The sequence below is a fragment of the Capnocytophaga genosp. AHN8471 genome, assembly GCF_016806945.1.
Lineage (GTDB): Bacteria > Bacteroidota > Bacteroidia > Flavobacteriales > Flavobacteriaceae > Capnocytophaga > Capnocytophaga periodontitidis.
Map to the genome: position 1 here is coordinate 257014 of NZ_JAESPJ010000006.1, position 24288 is coordinate 281301.

Genomic DNA, 24288 nt, shown 5'->3' on the forward strand with positions numbered 1-24288 from the left:
ACTCTGAGAGGCTCTGAGAAAATGAGATTTAATTTCCTTTTACCAAAGAAAACTCTGCTTGGTATTCTTTGCCATTTTCCTTAATGATTACATAACCTTTGGGGAGTTCGTTTACTAAATAGTTGTATTCATTATCTGATAGAGTATGTGAACTTATAGTTTTAGGGTATCTTATAACATTTTCTATTCTCAAATTAGGGAATACAATGGCTTCTATACGAGCACTATCTATAGTTTCATTAAAAGTAATCATCACTTGCTTGCGGAAGAAAGTAGCATTCTCATCTATAACCTCAGCTTTAGTAATTTTTAGACGCGCGGAGGAGGTAGCAGTCGTTTTTTGAATAGTAATTTCTTGGCTAAAAGGCTCTGATTTCAGCTGTATTTGAGAGGAGAGTACAACCTTGTATTTGCCTGCAGGAACCTCATTTTCTACTTTAAAAGTAGCCTCAGTAGGTGTTTTATACGAAGGATAAAGTGTTGCTTTCACTTCATTACCTTGCATCAAAAGCAAAGTGCAAAATCTATAGTTTCTATCAAAGTTCATACCGGTATAAGCAAAATACTCTCCTGTAACTGTTAATTCATCACCTGCCTTGAGTGTTGTTTTAGAAAGCGTTTTGATTATGGGTGTGTAAACGGGTTCTATTGTTATAGGTTGCTTTTCACTATTCACAAAAGGAAGTACTTGTTCTTTAGTGCCACCTTTTACTACAAACTTAAAGTCGTTACCTCCGCTAAATGCTCCTGCAGGTGTATTGAACATCTTAAATTGAATGTTATAATTGGAGATGTCACTCACTGTAAGTTGGTAGTCGTGGGTGCCTTTTCTCAGATAATAAGTATATTTTTTCAAGGCTTCAGTATTAGCATATACCACTGTTTTAAAGGTTTGCAATTCGGTAGTTGCTAAGGAAGTAACAGGTTCGAACATAATAACATCTAACACATTTAGTACTATCTCACCGCTATCTAAGGTAAAAACGCCACTTTCTACTTCTTCTTTATCAAAAGTTGCCTTGAAGTAGTATTCGCCATTTTTATAAGTGGGAGGTAATACTACATATACACGTCTTTCTTTTTTATCGATTTTTTGTACTTTAAGGGAGTAAGTATCAAATGGAGAGCGGCGTTTAACGAGTTCTACTTTTATCTGTTCTTTTTTAACGGGCAAGGTATTGACATCAAAATAAACTACCTCGCCTCCTGCTTTATTTGTAGTATATTCATTAGGGACGTGGCCAATTTGTATAGGCTCATTAGGCTGTGGTGTTTTTTCGGTAGTTATGAGCACTTTGTAGATTTTAGTGCTTTTATCTTCGGCAGTTACGGTATAGCTTACTTCTTTAGAGAAATCTTGAGCTACACCGCTATTAGGAGTTACAGTAGCCCCTTTAGAGAAGGTGATGGTAGGGGTAAGAGTGGTAAGATTGGTATCTTCGGGTAATTGGGCAGTAATGGCGGTATTGCTAATTGTACTAGTATAAGTAGTACCTTCTACAATAAAGGTAAATGAAAGAATATTTTTTTCACTACTTAACAAAGGGGTTTCATCGTTGTCTTTCTTGCACGCTAAAGCAAGAAAAAGAACACATAAAGCGTATATCTTTTTCATTGTAAATTAAGTTTTTAAGCAGAAGCCGAAACTTCAAGCTGATGTTACACGGTGCAAAGATAGAGAAAATTAGCAAATGAGCAAATGAGAAAATTAGCAAATTGGTTTTGGGACGGGGAAAATAAAAAAAAAACGAACTCTAAATTTTGGTACTTGGCATAATTTTTGTAATTTTGCCGCCGAAATAATTTTAAGCAGGCTTTTTCTCTTGTAGAAAACCGTCAGTCTTAAAGAAAACAAAATTTATGAAATTAGTTAAAAAGAGGTATTTTTTTGCAGTAATGGTCTTTGCCTTTTTAGGTTTTACGATCAAAGATGAAGAGACAAAAGTAATCACAATTCCACCTACTTTTGTAGTTGATGTACCTCAAATGGCCACCGCTATGCCAGCAGAAGCAACTGCGAATAGCACACTACTTCCCACTTCTTTTACTCTCCACACAGGAAAAACATTTATTGGATTTAAAGAAGCTTTAGCCTATCGCGAATCACGCGGTAACTACACTATTGTAAACCGTTTTGGCTATATGGGGAAATATCAATTTGGGAAACGCGCCCTTCGCTTCTATGGCGTAACTGATACCCAACAATTTTTGAACTCTCCTGAACAACAAGAACAAGTGTTTGTGTTGAGCTTACAGCGCACTAAATGGTTTTTGCGCAAAGAAATTAAAAAATATGTAGGCAAAACTATCAACGGGATTCACATTACTGAATCGGGGATATTGGCAGCCGCTCACTTGGCTGGTGAGAGTTCAGTGAAGAAATTCTTCAAACATCAAGGGGGATATAACTTTGCCGATGGCAATGGCGTTACCTTGCAACACTACCTTAAAGCGTTTGCGGGTTACGATACCTCACACATTGAAGCAATACAAAAACCTCAATGGGAAGCCCCTGAAACCACCTCTCTTTCTTTAGCAACATTATAGTTATTAAACTTTTCCTCTTACTTTTATATACACTAAAGTAGCTATAAGTAAAAGGTGAAGATAGACTGAGTACCCTACCAAAGATAAATAGTCCATCGTATGGGCAAATTGGTATAGGGCGATTACTTGTGCTCCATAAGGAATGAGACCTTGCGCATAACACGAGAAGATATCTAATACTGAAGCCGCATTGCGGAGGGGTATTTGGAACTGCTCGGCTATGCGCTTACTTATTTTAGAAACGATGAGAATTGCCACCGTATTATTCGCTACACACACATCGGCAACAGTTACTAAAAAGCCCATTCCCAGCAAGGCTGAAGCTCCACTCTTGATACGTTTGGCAACGAGGTTCATCAGAAACTGAATGCCGCCAAAGCGCTCTACTAAAAAGGCTAATCCACCGATGATGAAGTAGAGGAAGAAGATATCAGCCATATCCATAAAGCCTTTGTAAGTGTGTTGGGTAAATTCTAAGAAAGAGAACTTGTTGTAGGAGAATCCCATAACACCTGAGAACACAACTCCCAAGAACAGTGATACGAATACATTTACTCCAAAAAGCGAAATGACCACTACTGCTACATAAGGCAAAATGAGCAAGGGATTGAAGGTGTGATAGGCTTCGCTATGAGTGAAGGTGGTAGCACCTGGGTTTCCTATAAAGAAGAGAATCACCGCCGATAGCAGCGCAACAGGAAGTGCTATTTGAGCATTGGTTTTCATCTTATCACTCATCTTGCAACCTAACGACTGAGTGGCGGCAATAGTAGTATCGGAAATGAGGGACAGATTGTCGCCAAACATCGCACCACAAAGCAAAGCAGCCCCTATAAGGGCGGTATCGGAATGACTTTCAAAAGCTAAATTGAAGACAATAGGTGAAAGGGTCATAATGGTACCTACCGAGGTCCCTGTTGCAAACGAGAGGAAAGAGGCAATTACAAAAATACCTACGGGGAAGTATTCGGGTGAAATGTAGTACATCCCCATATTTACAATGCTATCAATGCTGCCAGAGGCTTTGGCTACCGAAGCAAAAGCACCTGCCAAAAGGGCTATTACACACATCTGCAACACATTGCTATTGCCTGCCCCTCTGAAGAAAAGGGCTATCTTTTGGTTGAGAGGTGCGCGGTAGATAAGCAAAGCTACTACCACTGCAAAAAGCGCAATAATAGGTGCTGGCAATGAATAGAAATTATCGAAATAAATACCACTACCCAAAAATATAGCTACGAATATGAGTAGCGGGATAATACTTACTATTGTTGTTTTTTTCGTCATTTTATAATTTGCTAATCTGCTAATTTTCTAACTTGTTAATTCTCTCGGCTACTACGGCATAATACCTATTAGTGAAATACCGCAACAGCGGACGTAAGCCTAACTTCTTCACGGGGTGCGTCCATTTTTCTCTATATACAATCCGAAATCCTGCTTTTTCAACAAGCATATCTAATTGCCAATCTTCAAACTCGTGGTAATGACAGTCGCGGGAGTCGGCAGTATTGCGGTAAGCTTTGGCAAACCAAAGTCGCAAAGGTACTGTAATCAATATTTTATTTGTAGGGACATTTTGCAGTACAGCCAAAGGGTTCACCAAATGTTCTAAAATCTCTAAAGCGGTAGTGAAATCGGATTGAAAATTCTGAAGGGTATTTGCCTCGAAATCTAAATCCTGACCGGTAGTATTAAGCACCGTATAACCTTCCTCTTTCATAATCGTTGAAAAAGGATTTTCTACCCCTATATCGAGGATTGTACTCCCCTGAGGAGCATATCGCTTGAGAATACTCAAGGTTTTTTGATAGCGTTTTTTAGGAAGGGTTTTGTACATAAATTAACAATTAACAAGGGAATAACGTTTAATTTTAAAGAAGTTATCCGATTTTTTTCTTTAAGGGCGTTTGCAAAACGCCCGTACATACACAACATACTTCAAAAATTATTGATAATCAGAGAGGTCAACTTTGCCAAAGGTCGTAGCACGACGAGCAATTAAAACTTTGGCAAAGTGTAGTGACATTCTTTTTGGACATATTTTTAATATTTTTGAAATTGTGTCGCCGGCGGCGACACAATTAATGCGCGTCGAGCCAGTTGTTGCCTACACCTAAATCGGCGACGAGGGGAACGGCAAGGGTGAAGGCGTTTTCCATCACTTCTTTGACAAGGGGTTTTACGAGTTCTAATTCGGTTTTAGGCACATCGAACACTAACTCGTCGTGTACTTGGAGGAGCATACGGGTTTGGAGTTTTTGGGCTTGCAACTGGTTGTATATGCGTATCATTGCGATTTTGATAATATCGGCTGCTGAGCCTTGTATAGGGGCATTCACAGCGTTGCGCTCAGCGCCTCCACGCACTACTTGGTTATGCGAATGAATATCGGGTAGATAACGGCGTCTGCCTAAAATGGTTTCTACATAGCCGTGCTCGCGAGCAAACTCTATTTGTTTATTGATATAGTTGCGCAGGTTAGGATAGGTAGCGTAATAGGTGTCTATCAGTTCTTTGCTTTCGGATCGGGAGAGGTCGGTTTGTGCAGATAGCCCAAATGCCGATACGCCATATATAATCCCAAAATTCACGGTTTTGGCGTGGCTGCGTTGCTCGCGGGTTACCTCTTCCAAAGGCACGTGGAACACCTTTGCCGCGGTAGAACGGTGAATATCCTCATTGCGGAGGAAGGACTCAATCATATTGTGTTCTTCGCTGAGGGCAGCGATGATGCGGAGTTCTATTTGCGAATAGTCGGCAGAGAGGAGCACATAATCGGGATTGCGAGCGATAAACGCCTTGCGCACCTGCTGCCCACGAGGGGTGCGGATAGGGATATTCTGCAAGTTAGGGTTGTTGCTGCTGAGTCGACCTGTAGCAGCTACTGTTTGCATATAGGTAGTATGCACACGACCCGTACTTTTATTTACCTCTAAAGGCAAGGCATCTACATAAGTAGATTTGAGTTTCTGCACTTGTCGCCACTCCAATATATCGGCTACGATTTTATGTTTGGCAGCAAAAGGCGCTAAGACTTCTTCGGAAGTAGCATACTGACCGGTTTTCGTTTTTTTCGGTTTGCTGTCAATCTTCAGTTTTTCAAAGAGAATGTCGCCGAGTTGTTTAGGCGATGCCAAATTGAAAGTCTCGCCAGCCTGCTCAGCTATAGTTGTTTCGAGTTGGGCAATATCGGCATCTAAGGTTTTAGCGTATTCTTTTAAAAAATCCACATCGAGGTTTATCCCTTCGCGTTCCATAGCCGCCAACACTTTGATGAGAGGTGCCTCTAAATCGGTGTAGATTTTTTGGGCATTTACTTGAGACATTTGAGTTTGGAACACTTTTTTGAGTTGCCAAGTGACATCGGCATCTTCCACAGCGTATTCCTTTACCTCATCGATAGGCACGGTACGCATAGATCGCTGGGTTTTCCCTTTGCCAATAAGGCTCTCGATAGCAATAGGTGTATAGTTCAGGTAGGTTTCGCTGAGGATATCCATATTGTGACGCATATCGGGATTTAGCAGGTAATGGGCTATCATCGTATCGAAGAGAGCGCCCTGTACCTCAATTCCATAGTTTTGCAACACTTTGAGGTCGTATTTCAAATTCTGACCTACTTTAGCTATCTGTTCATTCTCAAAAAACGGACGGAATTGCTCTATGAGCTTAGTAGCTGCTTCTTTTTCTTTAGGAAATGGCAAATAATGCCCTTTATGAGCTGCCCAGCAGAAGGATATCCCTACTAATTCGGCTTCGAGAGCGTTTATATTAGTAGTTTCGGTATCAAAACACACTTCAGTTTGTTGCAATAGGCTTTGCAACAAGAGTTGTTGTGCCATTGGGGTATCGGCTAATTGGTAGAAATGAGGAGTGTTGCTGCTGTTTTTCTTATCGCTCACCAATTGCGGTTGCGCAAAGAGGTCGCCTTGCGAGAACAAATCCAGCTGCCCTGAAGCAGCCTTAGGGGGAGTTTGTACCACAGCTTCTGGTTGGTAGGTTTTTAGGAAATTTTGTAGCAACTGACGGAACTCTAACTCATCGAAAATCTTGCCCACCGCTTCAAAATCGGGTTGAGACATTGCAAAATCGGCTTCATCAAAAGTTACCGGCACATCGAGCATAATGGTTGCCAATTGTTTGGAGAGCAAGCCTTTTTCCTTGTTATTTTCTATATTTTCACGGAGTTTTCCTTTCAGTTTATCAGTATTAGCGAGGAGATTTTCCATAGAGCCAAAATCGGCGAGTAGCTTTTTGGCGGTCTTCTCGCCTACCCCAGGCAGCCCAGGAATATTATCGACAGCATCGCCCATCATACCGAGGAAATCAATCACCTGCAAAGGGTTTTGCACTTCAAATTTCTCTTGCACCTCTTTCACACCCCAAATTTCGATATCATTGCCCGAGCGCGCAGGTCGGTACATAAAGATATTGTCGCTCACCAGCTGCGCATAGTCTTTATCGGGGGTTACCATAAACACTTGGTAATCTTGAGCTTCGGCTTGTTTAGAGAGCGTTCCGATGATATCATCGGCTTCGTACCCCTCTTTTTCGATGATAGGGATGTGCAAAGCCTTGAGTATTTCGTGGATATAGGGGATAGCTAAACGAATCGCTTCGGGGGTTTCCTCGCGATTGGCTTTATAGTCGGTAAAGAGTTCGGTGCGTGCTACGCTCCCTCCTTTGTCAAAAGCGACAGCGAGATGGTCGGGTTTTTCTTTTTTAATCACCTCGAAAAGGGAGTTCATAAAGCCGAGAATCGCCGAAGTATTCAATCCTTTGGAATTGATGCGCGGGTTCTTGATAAAGGCGTAGTAGCCCCTAAAAATAAGGGCATAAGCATCGAGGAGGAAAAGGCGTTTTTTCATTTTATATATCATTGGTAGGGGCGAATTGCAATTCGCCCGTACGTAGTTTGTTAGGGGTTAGTGATTTGCCAATTTTCTTCAACTTCCCAATTGGCGCGGAGTTCTATTTCTTTAGGCATATACCACACCCGCTCGGGTTGCCGATGTTCTAAGAAACTACCGGTATCCCATTGGTGATTTTTGTTCTTATCTTCAATGAGTCGCAAGCGGAATTTACCAGGTGTTACATTCTCGAACAGATATTCGGTTAGAGGTTTTTCGATATAAATTTCGCGGAGCACTTCCGTTGCCTTCTCATTGGTAAGTTGCAGTATAAGTGGATATTGCAGTGTGTTTTCGGCAGTGTTGAGGTGCATTTTTAGGATAGCTACCTCTTCGAGTTTTTTAGTGCGCACGGTTACTTTTAGGGTATCGTTCGTATGTCCGAAAAAATCGGTGAGGGCATTAGGGAGTGCTTCAATGCGGTAGGTCTCGTCGTTTTTCTTATCGAATAAGAGATAGTACTCTAAATTATTGGGGTCTAAGCGCGTTTTGAACGGAATAGCCACCGCTGTAGAGTCTTTGCCAGCGAAAACTTTTAGTTTAGAGGGGTCAGTTTTTACGATAGGGATATTGCTCTTGAAGCCAAAGTCCTTGTACATAGGCAAGTCGCCCGAAAAGAGGTTTTCTATTTGCAAGCTATCGTTTTTCATCTCCTTTAAACGGACTTTAAACGTATCGGTTTTCTGTTTTTTGGTAATAGTAAATACCAAAGAATCTTTTTGTTTAGGGGTATACCAAAAGTTGAGTGTATCTTTCTTAGGGTCTTTGGAGATAGTATATTTAAAATCGGGAGTTACGGGCGAGATAGGCTTGATTTGTACACTATCGGTTTTGCCTTCAAAGCCAAATTGCACGCGGTTGCCAGCAGCTTGTGTAGGGCGATGAGCCTTGTAAGGAGGCACTTCTTTGAACAAGCGCAATTTAGGGTAAAAACCTTGTGGACTGCCTTTCAAATCGGCAACGGTGATAGGTTCGTCCATAAAAGCAATTTTGTCGTCCTTAGGATTGAAGATATAATTAGGGCTTTTTTCTTTGAGGGCGATGAGTTTGTATTTGCCTTCTTTGAGGTATTCGAGCACAAAACTATCGAGGCTGTCGAGGGTATTGGTTACATAAGTAGGTTGCGTTTTATACACCAATGAGTCGTTATACTGCTCGTTGTAAGGATAGAGCATTACAGTCACGAAATTATCGGGTTTAGGAGCGATTGCATCGGCGATGTCGCCCTCATACCACAGTGAATCGAGAGTGCTACCGGTAGAAAACACATATTTGAAATCGGAAATCGGGTTGCCCTCGTTGTAATCCTGAATGCTATTACCGAAGTTCAGCACGTAGGTAGTATTAGGTTTAAGAGTATCGGCGATATTAATTTCCAACCATTTAGAAGCCGAAGTAGGCGAAATGATAGGAAAAGTTTTCATAGGAGGAGAGATGATGAGCTGCTTACGGACGTCTTTAGTTACCACAAACTCATCGAACTGCAAGCGTATTTTCTTGCCGTGGAACTTCATAGCCCCCGATTTGGGCACAGATTGCAAGAGTACCGGCGGGGTAACATCTTTAGGACCACCAGTGGGAGAGCCGCGGCGGGCGCATTGCCAAAGGGTGAGGGCAATAAGGAGAGAGAGGAGTATGGGTAAACGATGTTTCATAGCTAAAATACGAATTTCTAATTTGCAAAAGTAATAAATAATGTGAATATGGCAAGATTTTTGCGGCTTTTATAGTATAGCCTCCGTCCCTTCGAAGAGGGACAATCTTCAAAAAACAAGTACTTATAAGATAATTTATTTTAATATAGACCTATATTCTTTCTAAAAGAAAATCAATTAAATAGTATATACAATGAGACGAGTGAGTTTATTACTTTTGGCAGTAGGGCTATTAGTCGCTTGTAATGACAAAGATGACTATCAACCAGAAAAAGACCCTATTTATTTGGCAGATAAGATTGTAGAAAACATCTTACCTGTGCAAGGCACCCACACAATGAGCATTACCAGCGAGTATAAATATCGCAACACTGGTATAGGCTTATTAGAGAAAATGACTGTTGATACAGTTGCAACGAGTAAAATCCCTACTTCGGAGTTTGAAAACTCATACGATGGGTCTTTCCCCACTAAAACTGTATACAAAGAAAGCGGTATACAAAAGAGCGAAACTGTGTACAACGAGTATACTCAAAGGGGAAGTGTCAAGAAAAAAACAACTACTGAAGTAGGTAGGGCATATCCTATCATAGAGGAGTATAAATATGATGGTCGTCTGCTTTCGGAGTATGTTAAAACTAAAAAGACATCATCTGAAACTACGGTTTATACAATCATTACCTACAAGTTTGGTCTTAATGAAGTGAATACAGAAACTTCTGTTCGTACAGAAACGGTAGGGTATAGACCTAAAACTACTATAGTTGCTACCGATAAGTATGTGCTCAACTACAACGAAACCGTGAAAGAGCACACACGTACTGAAAATGGTAAGACTTCAATTACTACTTACACTTACGACAACAAGACTAACCCTCGTTACTTACTTTTTTCGTATAGAATGACCCACCCAGAGTTTTTCTTACAAGAAGGTTATAGTCGTAACAATATCACTAAGAAAACAGTGAAATACCCTAATATTTCGGGACAAGATTACGTGGAAGAGACCACTTACGAGTATTTCAAAAATGAATACCCACAGAAAGCTGTTGTAAAGAGAGATGGAGTGATAGTAGGAAGCAAGGAATTTACTTATTAGGTAAGAGTTAAGAAGTAAGAAAAACGCGAAAGGTCATAGAGTTATGCTATGACCTTTCGCGTTTTTAGAGATTCGGAGTTAGGAGACAGGTAATGACTGACTTGATAGTGTATTTTCTATAGGGTAATACATATCTTCATAGGCTTCTACAAGATCTGTAAGAATCATTAATTCTATATAATCAGGGTTACTTTCGTGAGTATTATCATCTACTATTTGCAAAAGCTCACCTATGCGTTTCATTATAGCGTTGTATTGCATTTCATTTTTTATCATAATGTTATATTTTATCTATATTTTCAATTCTATCATATTCTTTATGAGTACCGATAAAACGGATATATATTATTTTAGGTACAAATAGTATATGTACTACTATTCTAAAGTGGTTGCCTTTGATATTGAAAACAAATCTACCATTTCCTACAGCATCTACACTATTGAAGTCTTTTTTAATATCTGCAAAACAAGACCATTCGGCAACAATAGTTTTTCTATACCAATCTTCCAAAGGAAATTTAGCTTCGGAATGTTGTGTGTAAAATTCAACAATGGTTTTTTTAGCTATAATTCTCATTTGAGTGGTTATAAAGTTATGGCAAAAGTAATAAATAATTTTCAATTAACAATGAACTATAAAAAACTTTGCCAAAGGTCATAGTGTTATGCTATGACCTTTGGCGTTTTTAGAGGGTTAGTACACTAAGTAAATTATACTACTACAATTTGTCCTACGCCTAAAAGTATGAGTTCTTTGCCTTTGGCTTTGAAGCTACGTACGGCGGCATCTTTATCTATTTTGATATGCGACATTGTATTGTAGTGATATCCTAATATTTTATTACACTTTACGAAATCGGAAGCCATAATAGCATCTTCTACGTCCATAGTGAAGTTACCACCTACAGGTAATACAGCTAAATCAAGCTTGTAACGCACTGGAATAAGTTGCATATCGAAATGCAAGGCGGTACTGCCCGCAATGTAAATTGTTTTATCGGGGGTTTTGATCACAAATCCACAAGCAGCACCTCCATCACTACCATTTTCAAAGGTAGAAGAGTGCAACGCCGATACCATTTTCACAGAACCAAAAGGGAAATTGAAAGTTCCACCTAAATCCATAGGGTGGCTGTTCTCAATACCAAGATTGAAAAAGTAGCGAGCAATCTCGAAATTAGAGATGATTTGAGCTTTAGTGCGCTTGGCAATCTTCTCTACATCCCAAGTATGATCTTGCCCAGCCGTAGTGATGAGGATATAATCAGCTTTTATTTGATTGATATCGATATCACTCGCTAAAGGGTTTTCGGAAATAAAAGGATCGACGAGTAAGTGAGTTTCACCTATTTTTATCCCTATGCTGGCGTGTCCGTAAAAAGTAATTTCCATAGTAATTAGATAATTCTTTAAGTATGAGTATTTTATTTACTGATATATATTCCTATAAAAAAGAGTACTGAGAGCAAAAAGGTGCTCAGAGCGACTACTTTTAGTTCTTTGTCCAAAAGCTTAAGATCGTTGTTGCGCTTTACTGAAAGCAAATGTACTACCAAAGGAAAGAAAGCTAACAGATAGAGCAATTCCCAACGCATTTGGAGGCGCAGTACTGAAAAACTGAGTAGGGCAAGCATTGCCAACACCACTAAATAGTAATGATAGTACTTAGCAAGCGAAATTCCCATTTTCACTACTAAAGTGTGTTTGCCTGAACGCTGGTCGTTCTCGTAGTCACGCATATTGTTGAGGTTCAACACTGCTACACTTAACAATCCTATAGAGATAGCAGGCAGAAAAGTAATCCATTGGAGGGTTTGTGAGTAGAGAAACTCACTGCCTACCACGCTCACCAATCCAAAGAATACGAACACAAAGAGGTCGCCTAAACCGCAATAGCCATAAGCTGAACTTCCTACTGTGTATTTGATAGCTGCTACTACACACAATAATCCTAACACAAAGAATATCACTATATAGAGCAGGTTTTCCCAACCAAAAGCTAAGTAGATAAGTATTAATGCTGAGAGTATAGAGAGTCCTGCGGTAATGAGTATAATGCGCTTGAGTTGCAAGCGACTTATAGCTCCGCTTTGTAAAGCGCGCTGAGGCCCTAAACGATGTTCATTATCGGTGCCTTTCACACCATCGCCATAGTCATTAGCAAAATTAGAAAGCACTTGAAACAGTATAGTTGTAAGCAATGCCCAAGCGAATATTTGCCAGCTAAACGCCGAAGGGTCATAGCGATAAGCTAACGCACTCCCTGTGATAATTCCTGCTACTGAAAGGGGCAAAGTGCGGAGTCGCGCTGCTTTGATGAGTGTAATTACTTTCATTTAAGGCACAAAAGTATAAATAATTTGCCAATTAGCAAATTTGTAGCTATGATAATTAACAATTTTAACAAAAAACGTCTATTTTAAGTAGGTAGGTTCGAAGTAAGCAATATCTTCAAAGTCTTGAGCGTTGTATTTTGCGATAGCAAAAGGGAGCATATCTTTGGCTTGAGGAAAAGCATTGGGAATAAAAACGGCATTGGGATGTTTACAAATAGCAGCGAATTTATTACTTCCATCACCTAAGAAAGTTACTTTTCCTTTATTTAATTCTTCTTGATAACTGTGTTCATCGAGGATTTTGGCTTCGGTGGGGGTTACGAACTCATATTGGCTATTAAAGACTGCACTATACACTTCCATACGGCGGGCATCGAGCATTGCGATAATGCAATCGGCTTGGGCTTGATGAGCGAGAATCTGGAGGGTAGGAATTGCTATAAGGGGTTTCTCTAAGGCAAAACAGAGACCTTTAGCAGTAGCAATCCCTATGCGTAAACCGGTATATGAACCTGCTCCAGCACTTACCGCTATTGCATCTAAGGCGGTGAGGGGCAATGAGGCTTGTTGCATCACGGCTTCTATAAAGAGGTGTAGATTCTCAGAGTGAGTAAATTTACCCGTATTCTCGGACTTTCCAGCGAGAATATGATTATCCTTTGACAAGGCTACAGAACAGTTAAGTCCTGAGGTTTCTATAGATAATAAAAGCATTTTTTTGAATAATATCTAATAAAACAACTACAATGTTTTTTTCTCGTTTCAATTCCTCTATTAAAAAACGAATGAAAGTTAATCCATATTTTTGGATTTTTATCTTCTACATATCTAAAATTGTGAATATATTATGTTACAAAGCTGTAAATCAATATTCTTTTATATCGAATTGATGCAAAAGCGACACTGTTACTTGTTAGCTGAAACAATCATCACTATTTCACCTTTTACGTTTTTATCTTTATAAAAATCCAACAATTCTTGAAGGGTTCCGCGTTTGGTTTCCTCGTGGACTTTGGTGAGTTCACGCGATAGACTTGCGGGGCGGTTGGCACCGAAAGTAGCGATAAAATCGGTGAGGGTTTTGAGGAGTTTGTGAGGGGAAACGTAGAAAATCATTGTTTTGGTTTCGGTGGCGAGCTGTGAGAGTCGAGTTTGGCGACCTTTTTTATCGGGTAGGAAACCTTCAAACACAAAGCGGTCGTTGGGCAATCCACTATTTACTAAGGCGGGGACAAAAGCTGTAGCACCTGGCAAGCATTCCACATCCACTCCCTCAGCAATACAAGCGCGAGAGAGCAGAAATCCAGGGTCGGAAATGGCAGGGGTACCGGCATCGGTAATGAGGGCGACAGTTGTTCCTCCTTTGATACGCTGCACCCAACTATCTACCACCTTATGTTCGTTGAACAGGTGGTAGCTTTGCATAGGGGTGTGAATATTGTAGTGTTTGAGGAGCTTGCTACTGGTGCGAGTATCTTCGGCTAAGATGACATCTACTTCTTTGAGTAAATTGAGGGCACGCAGTGTTATATCCTCTAAATTTCCAATAGGGGTAGGAATCAAATAGAGTTTGCTCATTAGACTTCAAAACGTTTAAGAACGAGGTCGAGGAAGCGTTGTTCGTACTCTTCTTTGCCTTTCCAATAGTTGTAAGTAGGTTTTACTTGTTGCTCGATATAGAGAACGGCGTCTTGCATAGAGTTTAATTCGCCCAAGTGTTTTACTACCTTATTATACTCACTTTCACTACCGAAGAAGAGTCTTTGCACAAAGGCTAACTTATCATTCAAACCTATTTGGAGAGTTTTTCCAAACTTATCATTGAGTGATTGTGTGGGTTTCACATCATCGGTAGTATCTTTTTTATCGAAAACAGTGTTTTTGCTTTGAGAGATGAACTCTTCTAAGGAAGGAGTTTGCTTAAGGAGGCGTTGCTCATCGGTATACTGAGGTTGCTGGATAAACTGTTCAGATTGTTCGATGGCGGGTTGCTCGATTTCAAATGCTACTGCAGCAGTTTCGACAGGTTTTGGTTTTTCAATTGGTTGAGGTTTTTCAATTGGTTGAGGTTTTTCAATTGGTTGATCGGCTGTTGCAGTTTGTAATCGACTTGTTGGCTTTGCCCAATTAGGTTCTGAATAGGATTCCTCTTGCAAAATGCGTTTAACAATAGGTTTCTCGACAGGAGCTGATTTTTCCTCTTTTGTGATAGGGGCAGGCTCCATTGCCACAAAGGCAGGTTGAGAAGCGGGTTCTTTTTTAGGAGTTTCTTTAGCGGCTGTTTCAGGGGCAGTGAGAGGGTGCACTTCGGAAGCTTCTACTTGTATATCAAAGATATCTTCTTCTTGATTTTCATCGATAAAATCGGATACTTTTCGCATAGTGCGGTGCATACGGTCTTCTGAAGCTCCAAGTGTTTGATAGTATTTTTCCACAAAAGTGAGAATAGCGATTTTCTCGGTAATTTTGTGAGCTTGTTTGTTTAGTTGAGCGAGGTTCCACTCACCTTCGTTAGCGAGGATTTCGGTAGCTAAAGTGATGAGGTCGTGTTCTAATGCTTCTTTCATTCGCGTTACTATTTTAGTTTTGATATTATTTCACAGAGGCTTCGTAAATTCCTTCGACGGTGTGAGCTAAGGTGTTGTTGAACTGCTCATCGGTTTGAGTTGCTGAGAGCCCCTCGGTAAGGGCGCGAGAGAAACTTGCAATTACCCCTTTGTTTTCGGCGAGGATGGCATTGGCTTTTTCACGTGGATAACCTCCTGAAAGAGCTACTACGCGCACTACACGGGGGTGGTGAGTAAACTCTTTGTACAAATTGTTGATGGTAGGCAAAGAGAGTTTGAGCATCACATTGGCAGTGGCGGGGAGGGTATTTAAATGTTTTCTAATTTCGTCGCGCAAGATAGCCTCGGCGGGAGATTTATCGGGGATGTTGATATCTACTTCGGGTTCTATGATAGGCACCAAACCAGCGGCTATTATTTGCTTAGCGACCTCGAATTGTTGGTCAACCACTCGTGCGATACCTTCGGAAGAAGCTTTTTTAATCACTGATCGCATTTTAGTTCCAAAGATATGGCGTTCGTTAGCGCGGGTTAATAGTTCGGCGAGTCCTGTGATAGGTTTCATCAGTTGAACGCCGTCGTTATCGAGGGGTTCCAATCCTTTGTCTACTTTTAGGAAAGGAACGACTTGTTTTTCGTCCCAAAGATAGTCGGCGGTGTATTTACCATCGATTTGTCTATCCATAGTTTGCTCAAACAAGATAGCGCCTATAATTTTTTTGTGAGAAAAGGCGGGGCTTTTGATAATTCGTGTTCTCATTTGGTGAATGAGGTCGAACATTTGTTCCTCGTTGCTGTATTGGTCTTCAGTTACGCCATAGAGTTTAAGGGCTTTAGGGGTACTACCACCACTTTGGTCAAGAGCTGCAATAAAGCCCTTGCTATTTTTCATTTGTTCAAATTGTTTTGCGTTCATTGTTATTAAGTTTTTAAAATTATGCTACAAAGGTACAACTTATTTTTCAAATAAAAAAAATTAATCCAACAACTTGTTTTAAAATGACTACTTCCGTTCCCCTCCCAAAGGGAAGAGGCAAGCCGCAAAAGCAATTCTTTTGATGAGGGAACATATATTGATATTTGTAAGGGCGTTTACAAAACGCCCCTACACAACATTCTCTAAAAGTAATTGATTATCAAATGCCTACCCCGTTTCCCTCGCAAAGGGAAGCGGCAAGCCGCAAAAGCGACTTTTTTGATGAGGGAACATATATTGATATTTGTAAGGGCGTTTGGAAAACGTCCGTACACAAGATAGTTCAAAAAACAATTGATTATTAAATGCCTACCTCGTTCCCCTCCCGAAGGGAAGGGGCAAGCCGCAAAAGTGACTTTTTTGATGAGGGAACATATAGTGTTTTGTGCAATTAGGGTTTAGGGGTAATTGCTTTTTGATAGAGTTGTTCGGCTACATCCCAATCGATTACGTTGAAAAAGTTATTGATGTAATCGCCACGGCGGTTTTGATATTTCAAGTAATAAGCGTGTTCCCATACATCCATTGCTAATATAGGAATACCTGATACACCTAAACCTGGCATCAATGGGTTATCTTGATTGGCAGTGCTCACGACTTGTAATTTACCGTTATTGACTACTAACCAAGCCCAACCAGAACCAAAACGTTTGGCACCTGCTTCGGCAAAGGCTTTTTTGAAGTTATCAAAGCTGCCAAAATCGCGATCGATAGCGGCTGCTAAGGCTCCTTTAGGGTTTCCGCCACTGGGTGACATCCCTGCAAAGTACATATTGTGATTGAAGTAACCACCGGCATTGTTGCGCAAGGTTGCGTTGTTCATATCAAGCGTGCGAAGGAGTTCCTCGATGCTCATTTGCGCTTGAGGAGTACCTGCTACTGCCTTGTTGAGGTTGTTTAAATAAGCTACATAGTGTTTAGAGAAATGGATGAACATTGTTTCCTCATCGATATATTCTTCTAAACCGAAATATTTGTACTTTAGAGGTACAATAGCAAAGGCACCTGCTTCGGCTTTTACATCTTTAGGGTCACCGTAGTTAGAGCCTCTTTGGATGCCTATAACAGTCTCTTCCTGTGCTTTTTTAGTTTTTGATTTTTTCTTCTGAGCGTAAAGGTCACCAGAAGTGAAGGCTGTAGCCAAAGCTACGGCGCTGAGTGTGATTGCGTTTTTGAGTTTCATATAATAAATTAATTTATTGAGGTGTCTATTTAGCTACATACTAATTGACTTTGGGAAACGGGAGAACGTTCTACAATTCTTTTCATTAATTTGTTAAAGATAGTATCTTTATTTTGTGAGCGATTAATTCTAAAACTGTATTCCGCTAAATATCGGTCTATGTTAAATTCTGATACCCAAGAATATATACCTCGTATCCAAGACTTTACTTGATGTATTACCTTATGTAATGTAGGAAAATTCTTTTTGCATAAAATAATGTGCAGTCTGACGACTAATTTCATAACGACGAGCAACTTGTGAGGCTGATAGACCTTTAGTTGTAGTTGTCATTTCAAAACATATAAAAAATGCTTTACATAACCCAAATTTTAGTCTATGAAATAGTGATCCAACAGCACGTGCATCTTTACCGAATCACCAGCCATAGGCTGTAAGCCATAGTTAAGGTCTGTGGTTTGCAGGGCTATGGCATCTCTAATACTATCAGTTACAAAGTCCTGCACAGCAATAAAATGGCTGCTGCTTAGCTTCATTCCGTCTATCCAATTCACAGGATAATGGGTGAGTAGGTTGTTCATTGTTCTATCTTGTTTATTTGTTTTGCAAAGGTAAGGTTTTTTTTATTTAAGGTTTATAGTAGTCTTCCCAGCCATATTTTTTATATTCAGGAGCAGGAAAAAATTCAGCTGCACCTATATCTAAGTCTCCTGAGCAAGGAATTCGACAAATGCCCCAATTAGCTACTTTTTTAACTCCTGTCTTATAACTTGTCCAAGTCCCTACAAATTGGTTGTTGCTATAGTCATCTGAATATTCTTCAATATCATCAAATAAAAACACTCCTTTATTGTTAATATACCATCTTAATAAAACCTTTCCTTCAAAGATACCCGTAGCTGATAATTTTTTATCTTCTCTAAAATAATAATCAGTAATGATAATTCCTCGTGATTTTATTTTCCCCACCATATCATCCTCTAAACCTTTAGAATGCTCTGCAAAAAAATATACATGTTTGATTTTTATATCTCCTTCAAACAATCTTACATTTTTACCAACTTTTGTTTTCCCTTTTGCTATATAAAGACTATCATTTGTTGTTGATTTTTCTATTTTTAGAAAATTAATCTCTAATCTTCTTTTAATCTTTATATCAATAAACCCAATATAAGGAAAAGATGGTTTAGAGAGCATTGAACTTATATTAATGTTCCCTAAATCAAGTCTTCCTTTGCTATTAAAACCGCCATTTAAATAGCCAATCTCTTCCTTAATAAAATCTTCAAAATCACAATGTTCTTGTGCATTAGATATGGTATCAGATTTGGTATCAGATATGGTATCAGATTTGGTATCAGATATGGTATCAGATTCGATACTTAATAATTCATTTTGTGGATCTTTTTCAGTGTTATTATTAACAACATTTTCACAAGAACTCACTGTCCCTATTAAAAATAAACTAATAAGTAATAATTTCATATATTGTTTTATTTGTTTTTTCATTTGTTTTTTAAGATATTTATGCAATATAAAATAGAATTTACCTTTGTGTTATTATTTTTATTCCATTAACTTGATAATCAAAAAATTTAATTGAGGTGTCAAAGTATTTTCAGAGTGCAAATATATGAAATTATTTTGACACCTCAAAAGATTTATTTAGGTGTTAGGAGTTAGGATTTTTAGTTGTAATTAACGGTTTTTACGATATTGTCGTGGTCGTAAGTTTCTTCAGAGGTGAGTCGGCCGGCTTGGTTATAGTATTTCCAAACACCCTCTTTTCTGTTGTTTTTATAAGTACCTTCTTCGGTAATTTTACCATTAGGATAATAGATAACGTTTTTTCCGTTTTTCTTACCATCCTTATAGGGCATTTCAGAATATAACTTACCATTGGAATGATAGGTTTTATACAAAACGAGCTCACCATTTTCTTTCAAAAGTTCTTTTGACAAATAGCCTTCTCTTTGGTAATACTTTTGAGAGCCATCTTCTTTACCTTCTTTGTAAGTGTGTTCTTCGGAGAGTTTGCCATTATCGTAATATATGCGCAGGGTGTAATTTTTTTCGCCTTTGTAATCAGATTCTGACTGCAACCACTCGGCATCGTCATCCCAAAGTTGCCATTTGCCCCAAGGCTTTCCATCCTTGTAATTTTTGAGGGATATGAGTTTTCCTTTATCGTTGTAATATTTCCAAGTACCGTCGTTTTTACCGTTCTTGTAGTGTTCCTCGGTGGTGAGTTTACCCTCACCATTATAGCGTTTGTAAGCACCATTGATACGCCCCTCTACAAAAGTAGCTTCATAATAGGCGCCACCGCTCATCACTACTTTGTAAGTCCCATCAAGAGGTTCATCGGTAGTGTAGAGTTTGAAAAACTTCTCACCTGCAAATACTTGCTGACGGACATCTCTTTCAGGGAGTAGTTTTTGGGCGAATGAAGTGCTGACAAACAGCAAACTAATGGATAAAAATAGAGATTTCATATTTCAATTAACAATTAACAATTAACAATTAACAATCAGTAAATATGTTGTACTGAGATTATCTTACCATTATATCAATTTTCCCTTTCAATTTCTTAGTCTTAGCCTCTATGTTTATTACACCTGCTTTTTCACCTGCTTGTATCATCATCACTAATTTCCCGTTGAAAAGGTGCATTTTAGGTAAGTGGAATTGGTCGGTGCAAGTAGGGTCACCATTAGCACCTGCTTTATAAAAGCCAGCACCTTTAACGCTGAACTGCACAAGGTCATTCACTGTTGGGCATAGATTGCCGTCCTTATCTACTGCCTCCACAGTGATAAAAGCGAGGTCTTTGCTATTAGGGGTAAGCACTGTTTTGTGTTCACTGCTAAGACGCAAGGCATAAGGCTTACCCGCGGTACGGATTTCTTTTTCGGCTACTGCCTTACCATTAGTATCGTAAGCTACTACTTTTACAGTACCAGGTTCGTACTTAGTATCCATCCACATTAGGCGGTAACGTTTCTGGCGTTCTAAATCTGAAGGATTGCCGTCTTTTTCTTCCTCTTCTAATTTTATAGAAAGGTCTTTAGAGCGTTTGCCTTGACTTTTGCCATTGATAAACAATTCGGCAGAAGGATAATTAGTATAAACGAATATAGGAGTTACTTCACCCTCGCGCCCTTCCCAATTCCAATGAGGGAGGATATGCAAGGTTTCGGCTTCCTTATTCCAATGCGAGCGGTAGAGATAGAAGCGGTCTTTGGGTAGCCCAGCCAAATCTACTGCTCCAAAATAGGAACTATGGGATGGCCATTCTACATAGTAAGGAGTAGGTTCGCCGAGATAGTCGAAGCCTGTCCAGATGAACTCTCCTACGGTATAAGGCAAATCCTCTTGATGTATCCAGTCGTCTTCGGGCAAGTTTGACCAACCGCAGTGTTCTACGTCATAAGACGACGATTGCATATCGGGGTATTTAGCCATTGATTTGCGCTCTACGGGGAACTTATACACGCCGCGCGAGCTCACCGTTGAAGCGGTTTCACTACCCAAAATAAGCTGTTGTGGCAACTTGCGGTAAGCCTCTTTGTACTTAAACGGACGGTAGTTGAAGCCCATTAGCTGCATCGTTGCTGCCATATTGTTTTTAAGCACATCGTGGGGTCTATCCATACCATTACTCACAGGGCGGGTAGTATCGTATTTTTTGATGATATCTTGCAAATAGCGCGCTACTTGCGAACCACTTTCTACGCTCTGTTCTTCTACCTCATTACCGATGAACCACATCAGCACGCTAGGGTTGTTGCGGTAGTGTTTTACGAGGTTTGTAAGGTCTTTTTCAGCCCATTCTTTGAAGTACAAATGATAACCGTTTTCCACTTTGGGGATAGCCCATTCGTCGAAACTCTCTACGGCGAGTAGCATACCCATTTCATCGGCAGCGCGCACATATTCAGGGGCGGGCATATTGTGCGAAGTGCGGATAGCATTCACCCCCATATCTCTCAAGATTACCATTTGTCGGCGTATAGCACTCTCGTTTACGGCAGCGCCCAGCGCCCCTAAATCGTGGTGCATACACACCCCTTGTATTTTGATTTTGCGTCCGTTGAGGTATAGCCCATCATTAGGCTTGAGTTCGATAGAGCGAACCCCAAAAGTAGTGGTTACCTCATCTTTTACAGTATCGCCTTCATAGAGTTTGGTAACCGCTTTATAGAGGTAAGGTTTACCGATGTCCCACAAGCGAGGATTATCAATATACAGTTCTGCTGAAATCTTATCGGTAGTGTAAGGAGTCGCTTTGGTATTAGCATACGCTACTCTTTCACCTCGCTCGTCGAAAATAACAGTCTCTGCTGCAACTGAAGTCTTCTTATCAGCTACAAACTCAGTATTTACTACTACTTTGGCGAAGTTATTTGTTATTTCGGGGGTGGTAATCTGTACGCCCCAAATAGGGATATGCGTCTTATTTTTAGTGATGATATGCACATTGCGGTACAAGCCTGCCCCTGGATACCAACGCGACATCTGGGTAAGGTTGTTGAGACGCACTGCCAAAGTGTTGTTATTAGCTTTTACGTAAGGAGTGATATCCAAGAAGAAAGTGTTGTAGCCGTTGTGCCATTCGCCGGCTTTTTGTCCGTTTACAAACACCTCGGGGTTACTCATCGCTCCGTCAAACTGTACAAACACTTGCTTATCAGACGTAAGTTCAGGCACGTTGAACTGCGTGCGATACCAGCCTACACCTACAAAAGGCAACCCACCTGTGCGCCCTGTGTGTTCAATAGCTGCTTTTTGTCCGTCCTGCTTGATGGCAGTGCGCTGGATATCGTTTTCGATATCAAAAGGACCATAGATAGCCCAATCGTGAGGCACGGTTACGCGTTGCCATTTGGCATCGTTGTAGTTAGTTTGCGAGAACACCGGTTTGTCCTCACGGGTAAATTTCCACCCTTTTTCGAGGGTTTGCTGTTGTTGCGCCCAGCTTGTAGCGACAACGCCTAATAAAAGTAAAAGGTTGATTTTATTCATTTTTATAAATCAGTAGTTTTTAATCGGAGTTCTGGAAGCTTCTTATAGCTTTCGTTTATCTTTTCACTCCTCGCTTAATTTGAATACACCTCAATTTTTGAAATAGTTACAGAGTTTGCTTTCATTTGTTTCCCGTTGAGGAGGGAAAATGAAAATTCAAGGTGGTGTTCATTTCCAATCCAACGACTTCCAAATTCTGCGCCTTGCCCTTCAACACCATTGCTCCAAGATTGCAAAACTTGTCCATCGGTAGTTCTCGCTTGCACATAAACTTTTCCTGTTGGTTTGGAGTTGGCATCAGACTTTGTCAATAACAAGTTTACATACAACACCGTGTTACCTCCATCTCCTCCCCATCGCTCTTGATCTATTTTGGCAGTAATTCCATTTTGGGTGAGTTCTCGAGTGCCTTCTGGGGCTTCACTTCCGCCTTTTTTATCATCGTCTTTTCCACAAGAAACTAAGGTAACTGCTGAGCAGAGTAGCAATAATGCAAACGTTACGCTTATCAGCTTTTTCATTTTTATGATGTTTTTAAATTATTAATTCTCCAAATATAAGGATTTATTTTTTACTTACAAGTTTTTGATTTTTGCTTTCTCGCATAAAATCACAAATTTTTATAAAAGTCGCCATTCCTCACTACCTCTAAAAATTGTGGTATGTTATGATACCAAAAAGCTACTTTATGTCCTCTAAACGTTATTTCGATATTGCCATCATCAGTGGTGCGTGCTGAAAGTAGAGCTTTACGTATATCTTTCTCAAATGTAGCGTGAGATGATTTTTCATTAGGAATATAAGCTATTAATTTTTCATTGCTTTTCTTTTCATAATAATATGATGCTAAGAGAGGCAACAAGTGAGCAATCGCAGCATCTGTTTTGTTTTGTGCTTCATAAATATCCACTAAATCGAGGAAAATGCGTTCGTTATCTTTTTTTACGGTGGTAGCACTTCTGTCTTCATAAGGGGCATCGTACAAGGCTTTCAAGAAATACTTTTCAGCCATTGGGTAGTCCTTATTACCATAGTAGATATCAGCTAATGAGTGGGCTGCCAAATGGGCGATATTGCGCAAATCGTATACGTACCACTTATTTTCTGAGGTTTCTTTTATTTTCAAATCAGCGAGGTAAACAAGGTCATTTTGTACTAACCTAATATTCTCTCTATCTAAAGGTTCTTCTTCCTTCAGTTTGTTATAAATACCTACCAGTTTTTGGTCTTTTTTATAGGTAGGGTCGCTTTTGAGAAGGTCTTTGAGCAGCGTAATTAATTCGTTTATACGTTTGTCGTGATACAGAGGGAAATCGGTTTTGTCAACTGTAGAAGAGGTGTTTCGTTTTTGCTGAATTTCACTTTGGGCTTCAGGAGAAAGTAGTTTTTTATCAAAGATATACAATTTGAAAATAGCCTTACCCATATTGCCGAGGTGTGTATTAGCTACGGCTAATCCATAAACATAGTCGCCTTTGCTTCTAAAAAAAGTACTATGGCGTTTATTTTCAATCAAAATATCACCTGTATTAATTTCAAATTTCTTAGTTTTATAGTTTAAATATTGGTATTTTACGTGGTTAAAGTAGGCCGATTTCTGTATCTTGCTTCTTTCGTTTTTCAGAAATTGTTGTATATATTGTTCTCTTCCTGCAGGGTCTTCTTGGTCTTCTATGCTAAAAGCATTGAAACTTATATTGATATAACTTACATCAAACTTTGCGGGATAATATACCACACGGTTTTTCTCATTAAGTACATCCATACAAATACCTACTTTGTCTTCCCATAATTCACCCTCACTAATAGGTTTGGCACTGAGGTAATTAGCAAAAAATTCATCAACAGGGGCTTTAATTTTTGGGTCGTCAATACGTGCTTTGATGAACTTCTGAATGGTATCCAAGATTACTTTCCGTTGTCCCCAACTAAAAGAACAACAAAATAGTGCTAAGAAAATGATGCATTTTTTCATATCGTTTATTTG

The 24288-nt window shown here is 39.7% G+C and carries 22 protein-coding genes and 1 pseudogene; 2 read left to right on the plus strand and 21 right to left on the minus strand.

Features of this window, described 5'->3' with window-relative positions:
* Positions 1-28: 28 nt before the first annotated feature.
* Positions 29-1615, minus strand: coding sequence for a glycoside hydrolase xylanase (locus JMN12_RS02950; protein WP_203136980.1), 1587 nt, complete (start codon positions 1613-1615; stop codon positions 29-31).
* 245 nt (positions 1616-1860) lie between these two features.
* Here JMN12_RS02950 and JMN12_RS02955 point away from each other — a divergent pair, with 245 nt between their 5' ends.
* A complete protein-coding gene (locus JMN12_RS02955; RefSeq protein ID WP_088593049.1) occupies positions 1861-2547 on the plus strand; it encodes a peptidoglycan-binding protein LysM in 687 nt (228 codons plus the stop codon).
* A 3-nt stretch (positions 2548-2550) separates the two neighbouring features.
* Here the strand turns inward: JMN12_RS02955 and JMN12_RS02960 are convergent, their stop codons facing one another.
* The 4 genes from JMN12_RS02960 to JMN12_RS02975 form a co-directional block, all read right to left on the minus strand.
* The gene (locus JMN12_RS02960) at positions 2551-3834 is read right to left on the minus strand and encodes a Na+/H+ antiporter NhaC family protein (RefSeq protein ID WP_203136982.1); all 1284 of its coding nucleotides are present in this window, start codon (positions 3832-3834) and stop codon (positions 2551-2553) included.
* A 19-nt stretch (positions 3835-3853) separates the two neighbouring features.
* Positions 3854-4387: a methyltransferase gene (locus JMN12_RS02965; protein ID WP_203136985.1), complete on the minus strand. Its 534-nt coding sequence runs from the start codon at positions 4385-4387 to the stop codon at positions 3854-3856.
* 244 nt (positions 4388-4631) lie between these two features.
* Positions 4632-7418, minus strand: coding sequence for a DNA polymerase I (gene polA, locus JMN12_RS02970; protein ID WP_203136987.1), 2787 nt, complete (start codon positions 7416-7418; stop codon positions 4632-4634).
* Positions 7419-7468: 50 nt separating this feature from the next.
* Entirely contained in the window at positions 7469-9115 is a 1647-nt protein-coding gene (locus JMN12_RS02975) for an Ig-like domain-containing protein (RefSeq protein WP_203136989.1), read from the minus strand.
* Positions 9116-9308: 193 nt separating this feature from the next.
* Here JMN12_RS02975 and JMN12_RS02980 point away from each other — a divergent pair, with 193 nt between their 5' ends.
* The gene (locus JMN12_RS02980) at positions 9309-10214 is read left to right on the plus strand and encodes a hypothetical protein (protein WP_203136991.1); all 906 of its coding nucleotides are present in this window, start codon (positions 9309-9311) and stop codon (positions 10212-10214) included.
* A 78-nt stretch (positions 10215-10292) separates the two neighbouring features.
* Here JMN12_RS02980 and JMN12_RS02985 read toward each other — a convergent pair whose 3' ends face one another.
* From JMN12_RS02985 to JMN12_RS03060, 16 genes and pseudogenes are all read right to left on the minus strand, one after another.
* Entirely contained in the window at positions 10293-10490 is a 198-nt protein-coding gene (locus tag JMN12_RS02985; protein WP_009412789.1) for a toxin-antitoxin system, antitoxin component, Xre domain protein, read from the minus strand.
* 4 nt (positions 10491-10494) lie between these two features.
* Positions 10495-10791 carry a type II toxin-antitoxin system HigB family toxin gene (locus JMN12_RS02990; RefSeq protein ID WP_009412790.1) on the minus strand — a complete coding sequence of 99 codons (297 nt, stop codon included), beginning with the start codon at positions 10789-10791 and terminating at the stop codon, positions 10495-10497.
* A gap of 134 nt (positions 10792-10925) precedes the next feature.
* Positions 10926-11606, minus strand: a complete 681-nt coding sequence (locus JMN12_RS02995; protein ID WP_009412791.1) for a metal-dependent hydrolase — start codon at positions 11604-11606, stop codon at positions 10926-10928.
* Between the two features lie 32 nt (positions 11607-11638).
* Entirely contained in the window at positions 11639-12550 is a 912-nt protein-coding gene (menA, locus tag JMN12_RS03000; protein ID WP_203136993.1) for a 1,4-dihydroxy-2-naphthoate octaprenyltransferase, read from the minus strand.
* Positions 12551-12628: 78 nt separating this feature from the next.
* On the minus strand, positions 12629-13264 hold the full coding sequence (tsaB, locus tag JMN12_RS03005; protein ID WP_203137003.1) for a tRNA (adenosine(37)-N6)-threonylcarbamoyltransferase complex dimerization subunit type 1 TsaB: 636 nt from the start codon (positions 13262-13264) through the stop codon (positions 12629-12631).
* Positions 13265-13456: 192 nt separating this feature from the next.
* Entirely contained in the window at positions 13457-14128 is a 672-nt protein-coding gene (rsmI, locus tag JMN12_RS03010; RefSeq protein ID WP_203137014.1) for a 16S rRNA (cytidine(1402)-2'-O)-methyltransferase, read from the minus strand.
* Entirely contained in the window at positions 14128-15117 is a 990-nt protein-coding gene (locus JMN12_RS03015; protein WP_203137017.1) for a hypothetical protein, read from the minus strand. Before JMN12_RS03015 ends, rsmI begins: the two co-directional genes overlap by 1 nt.
* A gap of 25 nt (positions 15118-15142) precedes the next feature.
* Complete coding sequence (locus JMN12_RS03020; protein ID WP_203137019.1) at positions 15143-16033, minus strand: fructose bisphosphate aldolase; 891 nt, start codon at positions 16031-16033, stop codon at positions 15143-15145.
* 451 nt (positions 16034-16484) lie between these two features.
* Complete coding sequence (locus JMN12_RS03025) at positions 16485-17276, minus strand: superoxide dismutase (RefSeq protein ID WP_238423792.1); 792 nt, start codon at positions 17274-17276, stop codon at positions 16485-16487.
* Positions 17277-17305: 29 nt separating this feature from the next.
* Positions 17306-17684 (minus strand): annotated as a pseudogene (locus tag JMN12_RS03030) (IS1595 family transposase); the annotation flags it as partial.
* Positions 17648-17857, minus strand: a complete 210-nt coding sequence (locus tag JMN12_RS03035) for a hypothetical protein (RefSeq protein ID WP_238423793.1) — start codon at positions 17855-17857, stop codon at positions 17648-17650. The pseudogene JMN12_RS03030 and the gene JMN12_RS03035, both read right to left, overlap by 37 nt.
* Positions 17858-17903: 46 nt before the next feature.
* The gene (locus tag JMN12_RS03040) at positions 17904-18785 is read right to left on the minus strand and encodes a hypothetical protein (protein ID WP_238423794.1); all 882 of its coding nucleotides are present in this window, start codon (positions 18783-18785) and stop codon (positions 17904-17906) included.
* A gap of 179 nt (positions 18786-18964) precedes the next feature.
* Positions 18965-19771, minus strand: a complete 807-nt coding sequence (locus JMN12_RS03045) for a toxin-antitoxin system YwqK family antitoxin (RefSeq protein ID WP_203137021.1) — start codon at positions 19769-19771, stop codon at positions 18965-18967.
* 58 nt (positions 19772-19829) lie between these two features.
* Entirely contained in the window at positions 19830-22301 is a 2472-nt protein-coding gene (locus JMN12_RS03050; protein ID WP_203137022.1) for a DUF4982 domain-containing protein, read from the minus strand.
* 74 nt (positions 22302-22375) lie between these two features.
* Positions 22376-22822, minus strand: a complete 447-nt coding sequence (locus tag JMN12_RS03055; RefSeq protein ID WP_203137024.1) for a hypothetical protein — start codon at positions 22820-22822, stop codon at positions 22376-22378.
* 89 nt (positions 22823-22911) lie between these two features.
* Complete coding sequence (locus JMN12_RS03060) at positions 22912-24276, minus strand: tetratricopeptide repeat protein (protein ID WP_203092897.1); 1365 nt, start codon at positions 24274-24276, stop codon at positions 22912-22914.
* Positions 24277-24288: the final 12 nt, after the last annotated feature.

Excerpts from the sequence above, each read along its gene's own strand:
- JMN12_RS03040 (WP_238423794.1), bottom strand. The coding sequence starts at position 18,785 with ATGAAAAAACAAATAAAACAATATATGAAATTATTACTTATTAGTTTA.
- tsaB (WP_203137003.1), bottom strand. The coding sequence starts at position 13,264 with ATGCTTTTATTATCTATAGAAACCTCAGGACTTAACTGTTCTGTAGCC.
- JMN12_RS02990 (WP_009412790.1), bottom strand. The coding sequence starts at position 10,791 with ATGAGAATTATAGCTAAAAAAACCATTGTTGAATTTTACACACAACAT.
- JMN12_RS02985 (WP_009412789.1), bottom strand. The coding sequence starts at position 10,490 with ATGATAAAAAATGAAATGCAATACAACGCTATAATGAAACGCATAGGT.
- rsmI (WP_203137014.1), bottom strand. The coding sequence starts at position 14,128 with ATGAGCAAACTCTATTTGATTCCTACCCCTATTGGAAATTTAGAGGAT.
- JMN12_RS02980 (WP_203136991.1), top strand. The coding sequence starts at position 9,309 with ATGAGACGAGTGAGTTTATTACTTTTGGCAGTAGGGCTATTAGTCGCT.
- JMN12_RS02955 (WP_088593049.1), top strand. The coding sequence starts at position 1,861 with ATGAAATTAGTTAAAAAGAGGTATTTTTTTGCAGTAATGGTCTTTGCC.
- polA (WP_203136987.1), bottom strand. The coding sequence starts at position 7,418 with ATGAAAAAACGCCTTTTCCTCCTCGATGCTTATGCCCTTATTTTTAGG.
- JMN12_RS03035 (WP_238423793.1), bottom strand. The coding sequence starts at position 17,857 with ATGAACAACCTACTCACCCATTATCCTGTGAATTGGATAGACGGAATG.
- JMN12_RS02975 (WP_203136989.1), bottom strand. The coding sequence starts at position 9,115 with ATGAAACATCGTTTACCCATACTCCTCTCTCTCCTTATTGCCCTCACC.
- JMN12_RS02950 (WP_203136980.1), bottom strand. The coding sequence starts at position 1,615 with ATGAAAAAGATATACGCTTTATGTGTTCTTTTTCTTGCTTTAGCGTGC.
- menA (WP_203136993.1), bottom strand. The coding sequence starts at position 12,550 with ATGAAAGTAATTACACTCATCAAAGCAGCGCGACTCCGCACTTTGCCC.
- JMN12_RS02995 (WP_009412791.1), bottom strand. The coding sequence starts at position 11,606 with ATGGAAATTACTTTTTACGGACACGCCAGCATAGGGATAAAAATAGGT.
- JMN12_RS03025 (WP_238423792.1), bottom strand. The coding sequence starts at position 17,276 with ATGAAACTCAAAAACGCAATCACACTCAGCGCCGTAGCTTTGGCTACA.
- JMN12_RS03020 (WP_203137019.1), bottom strand. The coding sequence starts at position 16,033 with ATGAACGCAAAACAATTTGAACAAATGAAAAATAGCAAGGGCTTTATT.
- JMN12_RS02960 (WP_203136982.1), bottom strand. The coding sequence starts at position 3,834 with ATGACGAAAAAAACAACAATAGTAAGTATTATCCCGCTACTCATATTC.
- JMN12_RS03045 (WP_203137021.1), bottom strand. The coding sequence starts at position 19,771 with ATGAAATCTCTATTTTTATCCATTAGTTTGCTGTTTGTCAGCACTTCA.
- JMN12_RS03015 (WP_203137017.1), bottom strand. The coding sequence starts at position 15,117 with ATGAAAGAAGCATTAGAACACGACCTCATCACTTTAGCTACCGAAATC.
- JMN12_RS03055 (WP_203137024.1), bottom strand. The coding sequence starts at position 22,822 with ATGAAAAAGCTGATAAGCGTAACGTTTGCATTATTGCTACTCTGCTCA.
- JMN12_RS03060 (WP_203092897.1), bottom strand. The coding sequence starts at position 24,276 with ATGAAAAAATGCATCATTTTCTTAGCACTATTTTGTTGTTCTTTTAGT.
- JMN12_RS03050 (WP_203137022.1), bottom strand. The coding sequence starts at position 22,301 with ATGAATAAAATCAACCTTTTACTTTTATTAGGCGTTGTCGCTACAAGC.
- JMN12_RS02965 (WP_203136985.1), bottom strand. The coding sequence starts at position 4,387 with ATGTACAAAACCCTTCCTAAAAAACGCTATCAAAAAACCTTGAGTATT.